Annotated in this window: 17 protein-coding genes; 16 read left to right on the top strand and 1 reads right to left on the bottom strand. The window is 61.3% G+C overall.

Annotated elements, in window-relative coordinates; translation table 11 throughout:
* Positions 1-22 precede the first annotated feature (22 nt).
* Positions 23-994 carry a glutathione synthase gene (gshB, locus tag CQ009_RS00085; protein WP_038358804.1) on the bottom strand — a complete coding sequence of 324 codons (972 nt, stop codon included), beginning with the start codon at positions 992-994 and terminating at the stop codon, positions 23-25.
* 225 nt (positions 995-1,219) lie between these two features.
* On the opposite strand from gshB, the gene pilG reads away from it, so the two are divergent.
* The 16 genes from pilG (at position 1,220) to madM (ending at position 19,592) form a co-directional block, all read left to right on the top strand.
* Complete coding sequence (gene pilG / locus CQ009_RS00080; protein WP_007913673.1) at positions 1,220-1,624, top strand: twitching motility response regulator PilG; 405 nt, start codon at positions 1,220-1,222, stop codon at positions 1,622-1,624.
* 60 nt (positions 1,625-1,684) lie between these two features.
* Entirely contained in the window at positions 1,685-2,050 is a 366-nt protein-coding gene (gene pilH, locus CQ009_RS00075; RefSeq protein ID WP_007913674.1) for a twitching motility response regulator PilH, read from the top strand.
* 10 nt (positions 2,051-2,060) lie between these two features.
* Positions 2,061-2,600: a chemotaxis protein CheW gene (locus CQ009_RS00070; RefSeq protein ID WP_007913675.1), complete on the top strand. Its 540-nt coding sequence runs from the start codon at positions 2,061-2,063 to the stop codon at positions 2,598-2,600.
* Between the two features lie 144 nt (positions 2,601-2,744).
* Positions 2,745-4,793 carry a methyl-accepting chemotaxis protein gene (locus CQ009_RS00065; protein WP_105704569.1) on the top strand — a complete coding sequence of 683 codons (2,049 nt, stop codon included), beginning with the start codon at positions 2,745-2,747 and terminating at the stop codon, positions 4,791-4,793.
* Positions 4,794-4,804: 11 nt separating this feature from the next.
* Positions 4,805-10,714 (top strand): Hpt domain-containing protein, encoded by a 5,910-nt coding sequence (locus tag CQ009_RS00060; RefSeq protein ID WP_105704568.1) that lies wholly within the window; start codon positions 4,805-4,807, stop codon positions 10,712-10,714.
* The gene (locus tag CQ009_RS00055; RefSeq protein WP_064388089.1) at positions 10,707-11,177 is read left to right on the top strand and encodes a chemotaxis protein CheW; all 471 of its coding nucleotides are present in this window, start codon (positions 10,707-10,709) and stop codon (positions 11,175-11,177) included. Before CQ009_RS00060 ends, CQ009_RS00055 begins: the two co-directional genes overlap by 8 nt.
* 505 nt (positions 11,178-11,682) lie before the next feature.
* A complete protein-coding gene (locus CQ009_RS00050; RefSeq protein WP_077574893.1) occupies positions 11,683-12,048 on the top strand; it encodes a DUF6124 family protein in 366 nt (121 codons plus the stop codon).
* Between the two features lie 297 nt (positions 12,049-12,345).
* Positions 12,346-14,016, top strand: coding sequence for a malonate decarboxylase subunit alpha (gene mdcA, locus CQ009_RS00045; RefSeq protein WP_093429846.1), 1,671 nt, complete (start codon positions 12,346-12,348; stop codon positions 14,014-14,016).
* Entirely contained in the window at positions 14,016-14,888 is an 873-nt protein-coding gene (locus CQ009_RS00040; RefSeq protein WP_105704567.1) for a triphosphoribosyl-dephospho-CoA synthase, read from the top strand. Before mdcA ends, CQ009_RS00040 begins: the two co-directional genes overlap by 1 nt.
* On the top strand, positions 14,888-15,187 hold the full coding sequence (locus tag CQ009_RS00035) for a malonate decarboxylase subunit delta (RefSeq protein WP_007913697.1): 300 nt from the start codon (positions 14,888-14,890) through the stop codon (positions 15,185-15,187). The genes CQ009_RS00040 and CQ009_RS00035 overlap by 1 nt, the downstream gene beginning before the upstream one ends.
* Entirely contained in the window at positions 15,180-16,031 is an 852-nt protein-coding gene (locus CQ009_RS00030) for a biotin-independent malonate decarboxylase subunit beta (RefSeq protein WP_064388093.1), read from the top strand. The genes CQ009_RS00035 and CQ009_RS00030 overlap by 8 nt, the downstream gene beginning before the upstream one ends.
* Positions 16,028-16,813 (top strand): biotin-independent malonate decarboxylase subunit gamma, encoded by a 786-nt coding sequence (mdcE, locus tag CQ009_RS00025; protein WP_105704566.1) that lies wholly within the window; start codon positions 16,028-16,030, stop codon positions 16,811-16,813. The genes CQ009_RS00030 and mdcE overlap by 4 nt, the downstream gene beginning before the upstream one ends.
* Positions 16,807-17,427 (top strand): malonate decarboxylase holo-ACP synthase, encoded by a 621-nt coding sequence (locus CQ009_RS00020; RefSeq protein ID WP_105704565.1) that lies wholly within the window; start codon positions 16,807-16,809, stop codon positions 17,425-17,427. Before mdcE ends, CQ009_RS00020 begins: the two co-directional genes overlap by 7 nt.
* Positions 17,424-18,344 carry a malonate decarboxylase subunit epsilon gene (gene mdcH / locus CQ009_RS00015; RefSeq protein ID WP_105704564.1) on the top strand — a complete coding sequence of 307 codons (921 nt, stop codon included), beginning with the start codon at positions 17,424-17,426 and terminating at the stop codon, positions 18,342-18,344. The genes CQ009_RS00020 and mdcH overlap by 4 nt, the downstream gene beginning before the upstream one ends.
* Positions 18,345-18,409: 65 nt before the next feature.
* Positions 18,410-18,826, top strand: coding sequence for a malonate transporter subunit MadL (gene madL, locus CQ009_RS00010; protein WP_038358777.1), 417 nt, complete (start codon positions 18,410-18,412; stop codon positions 18,824-18,826).
* Between the two features lies 1 nt (position 18,827).
* The gene (madM, locus tag CQ009_RS00005) at positions 18,828-19,592 is read left to right on the top strand and encodes a malonate transporter subunit MadM (protein ID WP_007913704.1); all 765 of its coding nucleotides are present in this window, start codon (positions 18,828-18,830) and stop codon (positions 19,590-19,592) included.
* The last annotated feature ends 111 nt before the right edge of the window (positions 19,593-19,703 follow it).

Below are 19,703 nucleotides of genomic sequence, written 5' to 3'. Positions count from 1 at the left end.
GACAGACTGCATGTGACGTGCATCAAGCTTGTGGCATTTTGCCGGCGGCTTGCAGCTTCTTGGCGATCGCGTCCATCAACATGCCGCCAATGTCGGTGCCGAAGGCGTTGTCGATTTCACGGATGCAGGTCGGGCTGGTGACGTTGATTTCGGTGAGGCTTTCGCCGATCACATCGAGGCCAACGAACAGCAGACCTTTCTCACGCAAGGTCGGGCCGACCTGAGCAGCAATCCAGCGATCCTTGTCAGTCAGCGGGCGTGCTTCACCACGGCCACCGGCAGCCAGGTTGCCACGGGTTTCGCCCTGCGCCGGAATCCGCGCCAGGCAGTAATCCACCGGCTCGCCGTCGATCATCAGGATGCGTTTGTCGCCGTCCTTGATTGCTGGCAGGTAAGCCTGGCCCATGATCTGCTGGCCACCGAGGGCGGTCAGGGTTTCCAGAATCACCGACAGGTTCGGATCGCCTGCGCGGTGACGGAAAATCGAAGTACCACCCATGCCGTCCAGTGGCTTGAGGATCACGTCGCCGTGCTTGGCGGCGAATTCGCGCAGCACGTCGGCGCGGCGGCTGACGATGGTCGGCGGCGTGCACTGCGGGAACAGCGTGGCGAACAGTTTTTCATTGCAGTCGCGCAGGCTTTGCGGTTTGTTCACCACCAGCACGCCAGCGGTTTCGGCCTGTTCGAGCAGGTAGGTGGAGTAAACGAACTCCATGTCGAACGGCGGATCCTTGCGCATCAGGATCACGTCGAGATCGCTCAGCAGGTTGTCCTGCTCGGCGTCCAGTTCGAACCATTTTTCCGGGTTGGCGAAGACTTTCAGCGGCTTCATGCGCGCCCGGGCCTGACCTTCACCCTGATACAGGTCGCGCTGTTCCATATAGAACAGTTCCCAGCCACGCTTCTGCGCGGCCAGCAGCATGGCCAGCGAGCTATCCTTTTTATAGGAGATGCTGGCGATAGGGTCCATGACAATCCCGACGCGAACGCTCATTGGGTTTTCCTCGAAAATTGGCTACCGGATCGGTATTGAAAAAGTGCCGCCAGAGTGGCGCCGGGCGGGTTTTCGGTCAAGGAAAAACCCGTCGATAGATTGCATCTGGAGACTGTGCTAAAAAGACTGCCAAGCGGTGCTGGCCCTTGAACATCAAGGGTTTCCAGCCATTACTCATCGCAAAACGGACAATTTGATTCGCAAAGGCGACGGTAGAGCCCTCTTATGGAACAGCAGTCCAGCGCCTTGAAGGTCATGGTGATCGACGACTCGAAAACGATTCGTCGCACCGCCGAAACATTGTTGAAGAATGTCGGTTGCGAAGTGATCACGGCGATCGACGGTTTCGACGCCCTGGCGAAGATCGCCGACAACCATCCCGGGATCATTTTTGTCGACATCATGATGCCGCGTCTGGATGGCTATCAGACCTGCGCTTTAATCAAGAACAACAGTGCGTTCAAGGCCACGCCGGTGATCATGCTGTCATCGCGTGACGGGCTGTTCGACAAGGCCAAGGGGCGGATTGTCGGTTCTGATCAATTTTTGACCAAGCCTTTCAGCAAGGAAGAACTGCTCAACGCGATTCAGGCCCATGTTCCGGGCTTTGCCGCCGTTTTGCCGCAGTAAGACACGTACAGTGACGCTCGGCCAGCGGGCCGCGCGTCGACAAGAAAAATGGGGAAAACCATGGCACGTATCCTGATCGTCGATGATTCGCCGACTGAAATGTACAAACTGACCGGCATGCTGGAAAAGCACGGTCATGAAGTGTTGAAGGCCGAAAACGGCGCCGATGGCGTGGCCCTGGCCCGTCAGGAAAAACCCGACGCGGTACTGATGGACATCGTCATGCCCGGTCTCAATGGTTTTCAGGCGACCCGCCAGTTGACCAAGGATGCCGACACCAGCCACATCCCGGTGATCATCATCACCACCAAGGATCAGGAAACCGACAAGGTCTGGGGCACCCGTCAGGGCGCCAAGGACTACCTGACCAAACCGGTCGATGAAGACACCCTGATCAAGACCCTGAACAACGTACTCAAAGGCTGATCGCGCGACCATGAGCGAATCGCTGACCGCGTTCGAACTGCTCTGGCAAATCGACCAGCGCTGCCGCTTGCTGGCGGCGGACCTGCCGTCGCAACCGGCGCGCCAGGATCGCTGGAGCGGCATCGGCTTTCGCCTCGGCGAGCATTGGTATGTGGCGCCGATGGGCGAAGTCAGCGAAGTGCTGCACGAACCGCGCTTCACTCAATTGCCCGGGGTCAAGCCGTGGGTCAAGGGCGTGGCTAACCTGCGCGGGCGGCTGCTGCCGATCATGGACCTGTGCGGGTTCTTCGGGCATGAGCTGTCGCCGCTTCGTAAACAGCGGCGGGTATTGGTGGTCGAGCATGGCGATGTGTTTGCCGGGCTGATGGTCGATGAGGTTATTGGCTTGCAACATTTCGAGCAGGACAGCTTCGAACCGATCTCGATCAGCAAGCGCCAGGGCTCCAAGGCCGAGTTCGTCAAAGGCTATTTCCGCCGTGAGCAGAACTGGCGGGTGTTCAGCTTGTTCGCGTTGGCGAAATCCCCGGTGTTCATGAGCGTTGCGATATAGCCGTTACAACAAAGATCCCTTGTAGGAGTGAGCCTGCTCGCGATTCAGGCACCGCGGTGTATCAAGTACACCGCGTTATCGTTCAATCGCGAGCAGGCTCACTCCTACAGGTTCTACCGGTGAGCTTCAAACAGGCGAGGACCGATGATAAAAGCAAAAACAGGCAAGCCGGCGGAAGGATCGCGCAGTCGCTCGCAGATCATCGTGCTGTTCATCGCACTGATCGTGTTCATCATGCTGCTGTTCGCCAACTTCGCTTACCTCAACACCCAGGCGAACTACGACAAACAGTACATCGGCCACGCCGGTGAACTGCGCGTGCTCTCGCAACGTATTGCCAAGAACGCCACCGAAGCCGCCGCCGGCAAGGCTGCCGCGTTCAAGTTGCTCAGCGATGCGCGCAACGATTTCGCCCAGCGCTGGGGTTACCTGAAGAAGGGCGACCCGGCCACCGGCCTGCCTCCCGCCCCGGCCACCGTGCGCCCGGAAATGCGCGCTGTGCAGCTGGATTGGGAGCGCCTGCTGAAAAACACCGACGCGATTCTTTCCAGCGAACAGACCGTGCTGTCGCTGCATCAGGTCGCCGCGACCCTGGCCGAAACCGTGCCGCAGTTGCAGATCGAATACGAAAAAGTCGTCGAAATCCTCCTTCAGCGTGGTGCACCGGCCGCGCAAGTGGCGATGGCCCAGCGTCAATCGCTGCTGGCCGAGCGCATCCTCGGCGCGGTCAACACCGTGCTCGCCGGCGACGAAAACTCCCAGCAAGCCGCCGATGCCTTCGGCCGCGACGCCACCCGTTTCGGCCAAGTGCTCAACGGTATGCTGCAAGGCAACCCGGCACTGAAAATCAGCCAGGTCGAAGACCGCGACGCCCGTGCGCGTTTGAGCGAAATCTCCGAGCTGTTCCAGTTCGTTTCCGGCTCGGTGGATGAAATCCTCGAGACCTCGCCAGAGCTGTTCAAGGTGCGTGAATCGGCGAGCAACATTTTCAGCCTCTCGCAAACCCTGCTCGACGAAGCCTCGCACTTGGCCACTCGCTTTGAGAACCTTGCCGGCGGGCGCAACACCGACACCATCGGTGGCTACGTTTTGGGCTTGCTGGCGTTGGCCTCGATCATCCTCATCGGTCTGGTGATGGTCCGCGAAACCAACCGGCAACTGCGCGAAACCGCCGAGAAGAACGAGCGCAATCAGAACGCGATCATGCGCCTGCTCGATGAAATCGAAGACCTCGCCGATGGCGACCTCACCGTGACCGCCTCGGTGACCGAAGACTTCACCGGCACCATCGCCGACTCGATCAACTACTCCGTCGACCAATTGCGCGATCTGGTCGCGACGATCAACCTCACCGCCGGCCAGGTCGCCGCAGCGGTGCAGGAAACCCAGGCCACCGCGATGCATCTGGCGCAAGCCTCGGAGCATCAGGCCCAGCAGATTTCCGAAGCCTCGACGGCAATCAGCGACATGGCCGAATCCATCGATCAGGTTTCGGCCAACGCTGCCGAATCCTCTGCCGTAGCCGAGCGCTCCGTGGAGATCGCCAACAAGGGCAACGAGGTGGTGCACAACACCATCCACGGTATGGACAACATTCGCGAACAGATCCAGGACACTGCCAAACGCATCAAGCGTCTCGGCGAGTCGTCGCAGGAAATCGGCGACATCGTCAGCCTGATCGACGACATCGCTGACCAGACCAACATCCTCGCCCTCAATGCGGCAATTCAGGCGTCGATGGCCGGTGATGCCGGGCGCGGTTTTGCCGTGGTCGCCGACGAAGTGCAGCGCTTGGCCGAACGCTCGTCCGCCGCCACCCGGCAGATCGAAACCCTGGTGCGGGCGATTCAGACCGACACCAACGAAGCCGTGATTTCCATGGAGCAAACCACCACCGAAGTGGTGCGCGGCGCGCGACTGGCGCAGGATGCCGGTGTGGCCCTGGAAGAAATCGAAGGTGTGTCGAAGACCCTTGCGGCGCTGATTCAAAGCATCTCCAACGCGGCGCAGCAGCAAACGTCTTCCGCCGGGCAGATCTCGCTGACGATGAACGTGATCCAGCAGATCACCTCGCAGACCTCGTCCGGCTCCACGGCCACCGCCGAAAGCATCGGCAACCTGGCGAAGATGGCCAGTCAGCTGCGGCGCTCGGTGTCCGGATTCACCTTGCCGGCGGCGACAGATAAAGCGTGAGTGGAGTGGTTATGGGTGATCGGCACGACTATGTGGCCCTCGAATGGGTCAAAGGCGAAATTGCCGAAACGCTGAGGCTCGCGCATCAGGCGATTGAAGCCGTGCTCGATGATCCGCAGGCCTTTCCCGGGCTGGACGAGTGCCTGGATTACATCCATCAGGTCCACGGCAGCCTGCAGATGGTCGAGTTCTACGGCGCAGCCTTGCTCGCCGAAGAGATGGAACATCTGGTCGAAGCCCTGCAGCACGAGCGCGTCAGCCATCGCGACGAAGCGCTGCACCTGTTGCTGCAAGCCCTCGGGCAATTGCCGGTCTACCTCGACCGCGTGCAGAGCGCTCGGCGTGATTTGCCGTTAGTGGTGCTGCCGCTGATCAACGATCTGCGCAGCGCCCGGGGCGAAAGCCTGCTCTCGGAAACCAGTCTGTTCAGCCCGCAGCTCCCCGAACTGGCGCCGCTGCGGGCCGACGAACTGGCACTGCTCGAACCGACGGAACTGCCGAACGTACTGCGCAAATTACGCCAGATGCTGCAAATGGCGCTGGTCGGTTTACTGCGCGAACAAGATGACCAGACGCACCTCGAATATTTGGCCAAAGTCTTCACCCGCCTCGAAGCGCTGAGCGGTGATTCGCCCCTGAGCCCGTTGTGGCAGGTCGCCTCGGCGCTGGTCGAAGGCATGCGCGCAGGCGTGATCGCCAACAGTCCGGCGCTGCGCAGCCTGTTCAAGGACGCCGACAAAGAACTCAAGCGCCTGCTCGAGCAAGGCCTGTCCGGCCTTAATCAACCGGCGCCGGCGGAGCTGCTGAAAAGCCTGTTGTTCTATATTGCCAAAGCCGAACATCCCACCGGGCAGATGCTGACCATGAAAGATCGCTACTCCCTGGACGACGCGTTGCCCGACAGTGCGATGGTCGATGAAGAACGCGCGCGCCTGGCCGGCCCCGACCGCGATGCGATGCGCTCGGTGCTGGCTGCACTGTGTGAGGAACTGGTGCGGGTCAAGGAACGCCTCGACCTGTTCGTGCGCAGCGACCGCCAGCACACTTCGGATCTGGAAAGCCTGCTCGCGCCATTAAGGCAGATCGCCGACACCCTCGCCGTGCTCGGTTTTGGTCAGCCGCGCAAAGTCATCATTGATCAATTGGCGGTGGTGCTCAGCCTTGCCCAAGGCCAGCGCGAACCGAACGACGCGATCCTGATGGATGTTGCCGGCGCGCTGCTCTACGTCGAAGCGACGCTGGCCGGAATGGTCGGCACCGTCGAGCCGGAAAATCCGGAAGACGCGCGCCTGCCAACCACAGACCTGACGCAGATTCACCAGATCGTGATCAAGGAAGCGCGCATCTGCCTGCAACAGGCCAAGGACATGATCGTCGATTACATCGACGCCGATTGGGATCGCCAGCAACTGCAACCGTTGCCGGCGCTGCTGACTCAGGTGCGCGGTGCGCTGGCGATGATTCCGTTGAATCGCGCGGCGAGTCTTGTCGAGGCGTGCAACGGTTTTATCCGCGAACATTTGCTAATCGATCCGCATGAGCCGGGCTGGGAGCAACTGGATCATCTGGCGGATGTCATCAGCAGCCTTGAGTATTACCTCGAACGCTTGAGCGACGATCCGCAGGCCCCCGGCGAACAACTGCTGGATGTCGCGCAGAAATCCCTCGCCAGTCTCGGTTTCTTTCCCGATGAACAGCCCGGCGCGCCGCATGTGCCAGTACTCGATGATGTCCTCAGCCCGAGCGAAGCGCTGGTGATGCAGGACATGCAGGCGCTGGATGACCCGGAAATCGTGCAGTCGCTGGCCGACGTTCTGGCCAGCCCGGTTTCAGCGCTCAACCCGCCGGCCCTGATCACCCCCGGCAGCCTGATGCCGCCGCCGGCCGATGAAGAACCGGTCGACGATGAACTGCGCGAAGTGTTCCTCGAAGAGACCGATGAGGTCCTCGAAGTTCTCCACGAATACCTGCCGCGCTGGATCGCCAATTCGCAGGATCGCGATGCGCTGACTGAACTGCGCCGCGCCTTCCACACCCTCAAGGGCAGCGGGCGCATGGTCCGCGCGCTGATTCTCGGCGAGTTGGCCTGGTCGGTGGAAAACCTGCTCAACCGTGTGCTTGAACAAAGTGTCGAGCCGGGATCGGTGGTGCAGCAAGTGCTGACCGACACCGTGCTGTTGTTGCCCGAGTTGATCAGCGAATTCGCCACCAACAGCCAACGGCAGCGCAGCGATGTCGATCAACTCGCTGCACGCGCTCACGCCTTGGCCAAGGGGGACGAGCCGCTGGCCGCCGAAGACGTCGACGATGTCGCAGCGCTCGATCCGCTGTTGCTGGAGATCTTCCGCAAGGAAGCCGAAACCCACCTCGCCAGCCTCAATCGCTTCCTTGATCAGGCCGCCGAGCATGTGCCGTTGCAGGCCAGCGACGAATTGCAGCGCGCCCTGCACACGCTCAAGGGCAGCGCGTCGATGGCAGGCGTGTTGCCGATTGCCGAACTGGCCGCATCGCTCGATCAATTGGCTCGGGAGTTCAAGGCGCATCAGTTGCCGCTGGACCTCGATGAAGTGGAATTGCTGCTGGAAGCCGAAGGCCTGTTTCGTATCGGCTTGCGCCAGCTCAAGCATGATCCGCTGGCGCCGATTGTCGGTGCGCAGTCGCTGATCAAACGCACCGACACACTGCTCGCCGAGCGCCTGGAAACCATCCTCAATGCGCCGAACACCGGCCTGCGGATCAAGCGTGATCCGCAACTGATCAACAACTTCCTCGCTCAAGGCATGGACATCCTCCTCGACGCCGAAAGCCTCTTGCAGCGCTGGCAGCAACACCCCGGCGAGCGTCAGGAACTCAGCGCCTTGCTGGATGAGTTGACCACCCTTGGCGAAGGCGCACACATGGCCGATCTGCTGCCGGTCGATGTGCTCTGTGAAGCCTTGCTCGACCTGTATGGCGCGGTGGAAGAAAGCAGCCTGGCGGTCAGCGAGCGGTTTTTCCAGGAAGCGCAAAACGCTCACGAAGCGCTGATCAACATGCTCGACGAACTGGCGGCCGGACAGGAAGTCACGCCGCAACCGGCGCGGATTCGGGCCCTGCATGACCTGCTCGATGAGAGTCTCGACCCGTCGTCGATGGGCCTGATTCGCAGCGATGGCAGCCGCACCCTGAGCATCCGTGAACTGGGCAGCGCCACCGCCGAGTTGCAGCAAAAGGCAACGGCGCTTGAACCCGATGACGAGATCGTCGAGATCTTCCTCGAAGAGGCGGTGGACATTCTCGACAGCTCAGGCCAAGCCCTGCAGCGCTGGCTGAACGACCCGGACAACGTTGCGCCGCTGTCCTCTTTGCAGCGCGATTTGCATACGCTCAAGGGCGGCGCGCGGATGGCTGAAGTCGAGGCCATCGGCGATCTGGCTCAAGAGCTGGAAAGCCTTTACGAAGGTTTGGTCGATCGTCGTTATCACTACAGCGAAAGCCTGGGGCGCTTGCTGCTCAAGAGTCATGACCGCTTGGCGCTGTTGCTTGATCAGTTGCAAAACCATCAGCCGCTGACCCCGGCGCAGGATCTGATCGACGCGATTCGTCAGGTTCGCCAAGGCCCAATCGTCGCCGAAACGCCGCCAGCAACGATTGATCACGACAGCGCCGGCCACGACCCGGAGCTGCTGGAGATCTTCCTCGAAGAAGGTTTCGACATCATCGAAAACTCTGGCGCCGCATTGCTGCGCTGGCAGGCCGAGCCGGGCAATCGTCAGGAGGTGGAAACCCTGCTGCGCGATCTGCACACCCTCAAGGGTGGTGCGCGGATGGTCGAGATCGGCCCGATCGGCGACCTCGCCCATGAGCTGGAATACCTTTACGAAAGTCTTTCCAGCGGCGCGTTGCAGCCATCGGCGGAGCTGTTTGCGCTGGTGCAGCGCGGGCATGATCGCTTGGCGCAAATGCTCGATGGCGTGCGCGCCGGGCAACCGTGTCCGCCAGCGGATCGGCTGATCAACGCGATCCAGAATTTCAGCCATCCGGTGACGGTAAAAACGCCGCCAGTGCTACCTGTGCCGGTCAAGACTGATGCGGCGCCACCGACCTCCGAAGCGGGCGCAGACATGGTCAAGGTCTCCGCCGAACTGCTTGATGAACTGGTCAATCTGGCCGGCGAAACCTCGATCTTCCGTGGTCGTATCGAACAGCAAGTCAACGACGCACAGATCGCGCTGAACGAGATGGAAACCACCATCGAACGGATGCGCGATCAGTTGCGCCGTCTCGACACTGAAACTCAGGGGCGGATTCTCAGCCGTCAGCAAGTCGATGCCGAACGCCTCGGCTACGAGGAATTCGACCCGCTGGAAATGGACCGCCATTCGCAGTTGCAGCAACTGTCGCGGGCGCTGTTTGAATCCGCCTCCGATTTGCTCGACCTCAAGGAAACCCTCGACCGCCGCAATCACGACGCCGAGAACCTGTTGCAGCAACAGGGCCGCATCAACACCGAATTGCAGGAAGGCCTGATGCGTACGCGCATGGTGCCGTTCGAGCGCATGTTGCCGCGCCTCAAACGCATCGTTCGCCAGGTCGCTGAAGAGCTGAATAAAGACGTCGCGTTTGTCGTCGGCAACGCCGAAGGCGAGATGGATCGCAATGTGCTCGAACGCATGGCGGCGCCGCTGGAACACATGCTGCGCAATGCCGTCGACCATGGTCTGGAGTCTGCCGAAGTGCGGCTGGCGGCGGGTAAACCGGCGCAAGGGCAGATCAGCCTCGACCTGTCCCGCGAGGGCGGCGACATCGTTTTCGACATTCGCGATGACGGCGCCGGGGTGCCGCTGGAAGCGGTGCGGCGCAAGGCGATCAAGCGTGGCATGCTCGCGCCGGAAGCCGAGATCAGCGACCGCGACGTGTTGCAGTTCATCCTTCAGCCGGGCTTTTCCACAGCGGAGAAGATCACCCAGATTTCCGGACGTGGCGTCGGTATGGACGTGGTGCACGAAGAGGTGCGGCAACTGGGCGGCAGCATGAGCATCGACTCGGTGCCGGGGCAGGGCGTGCATTTCCGCATTCGCCTGCCGTTCACCGTGTCGGTCAACCGTGCGCTGATGGTGCAGTGCGGTGAGGATCAATATGCGATCCCGCTGAACACCATCGAAGGCATCGTTCGCGTGTTGCCGAATGATCTGGAAGGACACTTCCGGGTTGATCCGCCGCGTTACCAGTACGGCGGCCAGACCTATGAACTGTGCTACCTCGGTGAACTGCTGAAAACCGCGCTACGGCCGAAACTGCTTGGCCAGAATCTGCCATTGCCGGTGCTGCTGGTGCACTACAACGACCGGCGCATCGCGGTGCTGGTGGATACCATGGCCGGCACCCGGGAGATCGTGGTCAAGAGCCTCGGCGCGCAATTCGCTGCGGTGCAGGGCGTGTCCGGCGCGACGATTCTCGGCGATGGCCGGGTGGTGCTGATTCTCGATCTGCTCGCGCCAATCCGCGCGATGCAGGCGCGAGTTGCGCAGACACCGACGCTGCCGGAGATCGACAGCGAACCACACAAACCGCTGCTGGTGATGGTGGTCGACGACTCGGTCACCGTGCGCAAGGTCACCAGCCGCTTGCTCGAACGCCACGGTATGAACGTGCTGACGGCCAAGGACGGTGTCGACGCCATGCTACTGCTGGAAGAACACATGCCTGACCTGATGCTGCTCGACATCGAAATGCCGCGCATGGACGGCTTCGAAGTCGCTACCCAGGTGCGCAACGACGAACGCCTGCAACACCTGCCGATCATCATGATCACCTCGCGTACCGGGCAGAAACACCGCGACCGCGCCATGGCGATTGGCGTCAACGACTACCTCGGCAAGCCGTATCAAGAGTCGGTGCTGCTTGAAAGCATTGCCCACTGGAGCAAGAAACATGCATGAGCGCCGGCATAATCAGCGCAGCAGTCAGCTGACCGGGTTGCTGCTGCCGTTGGCGGATCGCAATTTGATTTTGCCTAACGTCGCTGTCGCTGAGTTGATTGACTATCAGGCCAGTGCCTTCGATCTCGATACGCCGCCTTGGTATCTGGGGCGAGTGAAGTGGCGCGAGCGGCAGATTCCGTTGCTGAGTTTTGAGTCGGCGTGCGGGCAGAAAATTGTCATTGGCGAGCGCGCGCGGATTGTGATTTTGAATGCGCTGGGCGGGTTGCCGGAGTTGAAGTTCATCGCGCTGCTGGTGCAGGGGATTCCGCGGTCGTACAAGCTCGACAGTCAGTTGAGTTATGTCGATGTGCCGTTGTGTGGGTTGGAGCAGGCGGCGGTGCAGGTCGGGGAACAGGTGGCGAAGGTGCCGGATTTGTTGGGGTTGGAGCAGTTGTTGGTGGATGCTGGGCTGGTTCACTGATCCAGAATTTTCATTGGCCTGACTGGCCTCATCGCGAGCAGGCTCACTCCTACAGTTGGAATGCATTCCCCTGTAGGAGTGAGCCTGCTCGCGATAGCGCCTGCGGCATCCACCAAAATCCGACAGACAAATCCTCAATCCCCGCAGCGCAATAAACGCATCCAGGCACATCTGTTTAAAGACACCCGGTGTTACGGCTCCCTAGCCTACAAATCCTTGCGCCGCTGCCTACGCATGCACCAGAATCCGCCGGCTTGTGCGCCTTGGGCATGCTGCGTAACTTGATTCCGTCACTGATTCCCAGTGATCGGGTTTAGCAGCTCGTGGTTAATCTAAGGGTGCACATGCATCATCGTCAGGCTCAGCGCCTGCATTCGATGGCGGCTGTGCGCAGGGCGCTTCGGCGCGCCGGCTTCCTTAGGTTCCCCGGTCTGCTAACCTGCGTTCAGCTGCCACCCCTTCTTTTAGCAGAGAAGTGGTTCCAGCTTTATTTCGGAACCTGAAGATGATTAAACCAACGCCTAACCCCCCGCTCGCAGACCCGGCATCCCCCTACGAATCCCCCGATTCGAAGAAATTCCACGAAGCCGCCGAACGCGCCCTCGACCATTACCTCGGCCCGACCAACGCCGACCTCATGGCCACGCCCTACACCCCGAACACGCTGTACATGGCCAACCCCAATGCCGACACCGAATCCCTGCTGGCCGACGCCAGCGAAACCCTCGGCTCGGCTACGGTGATGCTCAACAACCATGCCGCAATGGTGGAAGGTACACACCGCAAGACTGTGCAAGGTATTGCGCAGGTGGTGATGGTGGCGGAGATGGCCGTCAACCGTTTGTTGGACAGGTTGGTGCCGACGGAGTGACTTAAAAGCTGACCCTCACCCCAGCCCTCTCCCGGAGGGAGAGGGGGCCGACCGAGGTGTCTGGCGTCATACATCGACCTGAAAAACCGAGTCGATTATGGATTCGGTAAAGCACGATCAGGTCGGCGTATCTCTAAAGCATCCCCCGTTCAGTCCCCTCTCCCTCCGGGAGAGGGCTAGGGTGAGGGCGGCTCTTGATCATTACCCTGAGCGTAACGATTCACCACCGCGCTTGATTGATGCCCCCACCCCACACGCCTACCTTAGCTCCACGACAGCGAACCCCGTGGAGTGAGCATGACAACAACAATTTCCCCCGACTCGCGCTGGACGCGGCGGCGCGATGAGAAGCAGCGCCGCCTCGACAAGGTGCGCGGGCTGGCCGACGGTGTGGTGTTGCCCACCGACAAGATCGTCGCCGCGCTCGAAGCGCTGATCCATCCCGGCGACCGTGTGGTGCTGGAAGGCAACAACCAGAAGCAAGCGGATTTCCTTTCGCGCTCGCTGGCCAAAGCCGACCCGGAAAAGCTCCACGACCTGCACATGATCATGCCCAGCGTCGGTCGCTCCGAGCACCTCGACCTGTTCGAACGCGGCATCGCCCGTAAGCTCGATTTCTCCTTCGCCGGCACCCAGAGCCTGCGCATCAGCCAGTTGCTCGAAGACGGTCTGCTGGAAATCGGCGCAATCCACACCTACATAGAACTCTACGCCCGACTGGTGGTGGACCTGATCCCCAACGTCGTGCTCTCGGCCGGTTTCATGGCCGACCGCGCCGGCAACATCTACACCGGCCCGAGCACCGAAGACACCCCGGCGCTGATCGAACCGGCCGCGTTCAGCGACGGCATTGTCATCGTCCAGGTCAACCAGTTGGTCGACGACGTCAGCGAGCTGCCCCGCGTGGACATCCCGGCGTCGTGGGTCGATTTCGTCGTGGTCGCCGACAAGCCGTTCTACATCGAACCGCTGTTCACCCGCGACCCACGCCATATCAAGCCTGTGCACGTGTTGATGGCGATGATGGCGATCCGTGGCATTTACGAAAAACACAACGTGCAGTCGCTCAACCACGGCATCGGTTTCAACACCGCCGCCATCGAATTGATCCTGCCGACCTACGGCGAATCCCTCGGCCTCAAGGGCAAGATCTGCCGCAACTGGACGCTCAATCCGCACCCAACATTGATCCCGGCGATTGAGAGTGGCTGGGTCGAAAGCGTGCATTGCTTCGGCACCGAACTGGGCATGGAAAACTACATCGCCGCGCGCCCGGACGTGTTCTTCACCGGCCGTGACGGCTCGCTGCGTTCCAACCGGATGTTCTGCCAACTCGCCGGGCAATACGCGGTGGATCTGTTTATCGGCGCGACGCTGCAGGTCGATGGCGATGGCCATTCCTCGACCGTCACCCGTGGCCGCCTCGCCGGTTTTGGTGGTGCGCCGAACATGGGCCACGACCCGCGCGGTCGCCGTCACGGCACCCCGGCGTGGCTGGACATGCGTCACGACGACTCGCAGCAGCCGATGCTCGAACGCGGCAAAAAACTCGTGGTGCAAATGGTCGAGACGTTCCAGGAGGGCGGCAAACCGACCTTCGTCGAAACCCTCGACGCGGTGGAAGTGGCGAAGAAAAGCGGTATGCCGCTGGCGCCGATCATGATCTACGGCGACGACGTCACCCACTTGCTCACCGAAGAAGGCATCGCTTACCTGTACAAGGCACGCTCGCTGGAAGAGCGCCAGGCGATGATCGCCGCCGTCGCGGGTGTCACCGCCATCGGCCTGCGCCACAACCCGAAAGACACCGAACGCATGCGCCGCGAAGGCCTGATCGCCTTGCCCGAAGACCTCGGTATCCGCCGCACCGACGCCACCCGCGAACTGCTCGCGGCGAAAAGCGTGGCCGATCTGGTCGAGTGGTCCGGCGGCCTGTACAACCCGCCCGCGAAATTCAGGAGCTGGTAATGCACGCATTTAACCTGCAAGCGAAACCAATATCTCTGGCTGATCGATTGGCCGATCTGGCGGTGGACGCGTTGATTGACGAAGCCGATCTATCGCCGAAACCGGCACTGGTCGACCGTCGCGGCAATGGCGCGCACACCGATTTGCACCTGGGCCTGATGCACGCTTCGGCGCTGTCGTTGTGGCCGGCGTTCAAGGAAATGGCTGAGGCGGCGGTTGAGATCGGCGAAGTCGATTCAACGTTGCGCGAAGCGATTGGCCGTATCGGGCGTGAAGGTGAACAAGCGATGCTCGCCACCACTAACGGCGTGAACACTCATCGCGGGGCGATCTGGGCCTTGGGTCTGTTGGTGACGGCCGCTGCACTGGAACCGCAATCCTCCAGCGCCGGTGCCGTGACTCTGCGCGCCGCACGTCTGGCCTTGCTGGATGATCGCCACGCACCCAAACCCTTGAGCCATGGCGCGCAAGTCGCCCTGCGTTACGGCGCACGCGGCGCTCGTGAAGAAGCGCAACTCGGCTTCCCATCGGTGCTGCAACGCGGCCTGCCACAACTCAAACGCAGCCGCGCCAACGGCCACGGTGAACAAAACGCCCGGCTCGACGCGTTGCTCGCAATCATGACCAACCTCGCTGACACCTGCGTGCTCTATCGCGCCGGCGAAGAGGGCCTGCACGCCATGCAGTCCGGCGCGCAAGCGGTGCTCGACGCTGGTGGCAGCGCCAGCCTCAGCGGGCGTCGGCGCCTGCACGAACTCGATCAACAACTCATCGCGTTGAATGCCTCGCCCGGTGGCGCCGCCGACTTGCTCGCCGCCACGCTGCTGCTCGATCGCATCGAGCGCGACGGCATCCTTCAGGGAGCGTTTTGATGGAAACCCTATCGTTTGAATTCCCCGCCGGGCAGCCGCCACGCGGTCGTGCGCTGGTCGGTTGTGTCGGCTCGGGTGATCTGGAAGTGCTGATCGAACCGGGCCTGGCCGGCAAGCTGACGATCAATGTGCAGACCTCGGTCAACGGCGCGCAACTGCGTTGGCAGCACCTGTTTGCGCGGATGTTCGACGGCACCACGCCGCCGGCCATGGCTATTGATATCCACGATTTCGGCGCGACGCCGGGGGTGGTGCGCTTGCGTCTGGAACAAGGTTTCGAGGAGATCGGCCATGACTGACAGCGCCGCGTTGCTCAACAAACACAGCTTCGTCGAACTCGGCGCGCGGCAACGGGCGAAAGCCTTGCTCGATGCCGGCAGTTTTCGCGAATTGCTCGACCCGTTTCAACGGGTGATGTCGCCGTGGCTCGAACGTCAGGGCGTGGTGCCGCAGGCCGATGACGGTGTAGTGATCGCCAAGGGCAGCCTCGACGGTTTGCCGGTAGTCATTGCCGCGATTGAAGGCGCGTTTCAGGGCGGCAGCCTCGGCGAAGTCGGCGGGGCGAAGATTGCCGGCGCGCTGGAGCTGGCGGCTGAAGACAACCGCAAAGGCATTCCGACCCGCGCGGTGCTGCTGTTGGAAACCGGTGGTGTGCGCTTGCAGGAAGCCAATCTCGGATTGGCGGCAATTGCTGATATTCACGCAGCGATTGTCGATTTGCAGCAGTACCAACCGGTGGTCGGCGTGGTTGCGGGCAGCGTCGGTTGCTTCGGTGGTATGTCGATTGCGGCGGCGTTGTGCAGCTATTTGCTGGTGACTCAGGAAGCACGTCTCGGTTTGAACGGCCCGCAGGTGATTGAGCAAGAAGCCGGGATCGAAGAATACGACTCCCGCGACCGGCCGTTCATTTGGAGCCTGACCGGTGGCGAGCAGCGTTTCGCCAGCGGTCTGGTCGATCGTTATGTCGCTGATGACGTGGCGAAGATTCGTCAGCAGGTCGGCGAATTGCTTCAGCAAGGTTTGCCGAAGCAACCGCGCAGCCAGCGCGCCGAGTGGTTTCTGCAACGCCTCAGCAGTCTGAACACTGACCCGCAAATCGAACCGTCGGTGGTTCGCGATCTGTATCAAGGAGAGCGCTCATGAGTGGCTATTCATTGCGCGGTTTGAACTGGTTCAACGCCTTGAGCGCGGGCGCTGTGGCTGTTGAAGGGCTGCCGGCCTCGTTGAAGGTTGCTGACGGTGAGCTGGGGCGTTTTATCGCGGTGGTTGCTGATCCGGACAATCGTTTCCCGCGCGCTCGCAATGGCGAAGTCGGTTTGCTCGAAGGCTGGGGTCTGGCCAAGGCTGTGGATGACGCGATCACGGGTGACCGCGATAAAGCGCAGAAGCGCCCGATCATCGCCATCGTCGATGTGCCGAGCCAGGCTTACGGTCGCCGTGAAGAAGCGCTCGGCATTCATCAGGCGCTGGCCGGTGCGGCGGACAGTTATGCCCGTGCGCGTCTGGCCGGGCATCCGGTGATTGCGTTGTTGGTCGGTAAAGCGATGTCCGGGGCGTTTCTCGCTCATGGCTATCAGGCCAATCGATTGATCGCGCTGCGTGATCCGGGCGTGATGGTGCATGCGATGGGCAAGGCTTCGGCGGCGCGGGTGACGTTGCGCAGTGTTGAAGAGCTGGAAGCGCTGGCCGCCAGTGTGCCGCCAATGGCTTATGACATCGACAGTTATGCGAGCCTCGGTTTGCTCTGGGAAACCCTGTCGGTGCAGCAGATTGAGCAGCCAACCGCAGAGGATCTGGCACGGGTGAACGAATGCCTCAAACAAGCCATCGGCGATATCTCCAGCACTGACTTGAGCAATCGTCTCGGCGCGAAGAATCGTGCTGCCTCCAGCCGCGTGCGCGAATTGTTGAGGGCGCAGTGGTGAACACGCCTCTGGCCCACGATCTGCTCTGGGGCATGACCCCAGCGCAGTTGCCGGCGGATGCGCCATTGTGGGCAGTCGAGTCGCTGGCCGCCGGACAACCGGTGGTGGTGCGGCGGGCGTTGAGCGAGGAAGGTTTCGTCGCGGTCGGGGTGCGCGGTGTATTGCGCGAGCAGCGGCTGGCGGCGTTTATGGCGGTCGATTCGATTGCCTGTCGGGTCAGTCCGGAAGCGCTGTGTCACGTCGACAGCGAGCGCGATCTGCCGGTCATGCAGGCGCTCAAACAACTGCGGCCAATGCTTGATGATTGCGGTTGGGTCTGGGGTGTCAGCGGCAGTGTCGGGTTTGAACTGGCCAGTGGTTCTACCGCGATGCACGCGGCCAGCGACCTCGATTTGATTCTGCGTACACCGCAACTGATCACCCGTAATCAGGCACGCAAATTCGTCGCGATTTTCGATCAAGCCGTGTGCCGGGTCGATATGCAATTGCAGACGCCGCTAGGCGCTGTGGCGTTGCGTGAATGGGCCAGCGGTTCGGCGCGCGTGTTGCTGAAAAATGCTCATCAGGCTTGCCTGGTGATTGATCCGTGGAACCCGCAGGAGCAGGCAGCGTGAGCAGCCTGCTGGTGTTCCCCGGCCAGGGCGCGCAGCAAGCGGGCATGCTTCAGCGCTTGCCTCGCGAAACCTTGGTCGAAGCCAGTGATGTGCTTGGTGAGGATGTTTTGCTGCTCGATTCCAGCGAAGCACTGCGCACGACAAGAGCGGTTCAACTCTGCCTGCTGATCGCTGGTGTCGCTGCTTCACGGCAGTTATTGCAGGACGGACTCACAGCGGATTACGTCGCCGGTCTGTCCATCGGCGCTTACCCGGCAGCGGTGGTTGCCGGTTCTTTGAGCTTCAGCGACGCGTTGCATCTGGTCAGCCTGCGCGGCGAACTGATGCAACAGGCTTATCCACAAGGCTACGGCATGACCGCGATCATCGGTCTGCAGTTATCCACAGTCGAAACGCTGCTGGCGCAGGTGCACAGCGAGGATTTGCCGGTGTATCTGGCCAACATCAACGCCGATAACCAAGTGGTGATTGCGGGTAGCGACAAGGCCATGCAAACCGTGGCCGAACTGGCGCGCAGTCGCGGCGCTGGTCTGGCAAAACGTTTGGCAGTGAGCGTGCCGTCGCACTGCCCATTGCTGGAAAAACCGGCGCAAACCCTCGCCGAAGCTTTCGCCAAAATTGAACTGAAAACCCCTCGGGTCGCCTACCTGAGCGGCAGTCGCGCACGCCCTGTGAGCAAAGTAGAAGCGCTGCGCGACGACCTCGCCTTCAACATGTGCCGCGTGGTGGATTGGCGCGGCACTGTGCAAAGCGCTTATGAGCGCGGCGTGCGTTTACAGATCGAACTGCCGCCCGGTGCGGTGCTGACCGGGCTGGCGCGCCGGGTGTTCGAGCAAGGCACGGTCACAGCCTTCGACAGTGCGCGTCTCGACACCTTGCAGGCGCTGTTGCGTGAGGAGGGTGGTCGCCAACCTTAAAACCGCCGACTCAAGCTTCGAACAACAAAAACAACATTCGACGATGCACTTTGAGGACTACAACAATGATTATTTACGGTGTGGCGCTGCTCGCGATCTGTACGCTGGCAGGGGTGATCATGGGTGACATGCTCGGCGTGTTGTTGGGCGTCAAATCCAATGTCGGCGGGGTCGGCATCGCCATGATCCTGTTGATCTGCGCGCGGTTGTGGATGCAGAAACGCGGCGGCATGACCAAGGAATGCGAGATGGGCGTCGGCTTCTGGGGCGCGATGTACATTCCGGTGGTGGTGGCGATGGCGGCGCAACAGAACGTTGTCACTGCGCTGCACGGTGGCCCGGTGGCGGTGCTGGCGGCAATCGGTTCGGTGGTGGTTTGTGGCTGCACGATTGCCTTGATCAGCCGCACGCATAAAGGCGAGCCATTGCCTGACGAACCGGCGGAAATTTCCCCGGTCGGCACGCCAGTAGGAGGTCGCTGATATGTGGGATCTCATCGAGAAAGGTCTGGAACACAATGGGCTGGTCACTGCATTCGCCTTCGTCGGCGTGATCATGTGGGTGTCGGTGGTTCTGTCCAAACGCCTGACGTTCGGACGCATTCACGGTTCGGCGATTGCCATCGTCATTGGTTTGGTTTTGGCGTGGGTCGGCGGCACCATGACCGGCGGGCAGAAGGGCTTGGCGGATCTGACGTTGTTCTCCGGCATCGGCCTGATGGGCGGGGCGATGCTGCGTGACTTTGCGATTGTGGCCACTGCGTTTGAAGTGCAGGCGACCGAGGCGAAAAAAGCTGGGTTGATTGGTGTGATCGCGCTGTTGTTGGGCACGATCCTGCCGTTCATTGTCGGCGCGTGCATGGCCTGGGCGTTCGGTTATCGCGATGCGGTGAGCATGACCACCATTGGCGCGGGCGCGGTGACTTATATCGTCGGGCCGGTGACCGGTGCGGCGATTGGCGCGACCTCGGATGTGATGGCGCTGTCGATTGCCACCGGGTTGATCAAGGCGATTCTGGTGATGGTCGGCACGCCGGTCGCGGCGCGCTGGATGGGGTTGGATAACCCGCGTTCGGCGATGGTGTTTGGTGGCTTGGCCGGGACAGTGAGCGGTGTGACGGCGGGGCTGGCGGCGACGGATCGGCGGTTGGTGCCTTATGGGGCGTTGACCGCTACGTTCCATACCGGGCTGGGGTGTTTGCTTGGGCCGTCGCTGTTGTTCTTCATTGTTCGCGGGATTGTGGGCTGAAAATCAAAAGCCCCTCGCCCTAGCCCTCTCCCGGTGTATGTACCGGAGACATGGTGGACACATGTTCGGAGACATGGTGGACGGTTTTAGATCTTCTTACCTGCCGTGACG

Source organism: Pseudomonas sp. MYb2, from assembly GCF_002979955.1.
Taxonomy (GTDB): domain Bacteria; phylum Pseudomonadota; class Gammaproteobacteria; order Pseudomonadales; family Pseudomonadaceae; genus Aquipseudomonas.
This window is presented reverse-complemented; position numbering and strand designations above follow the sequence as displayed.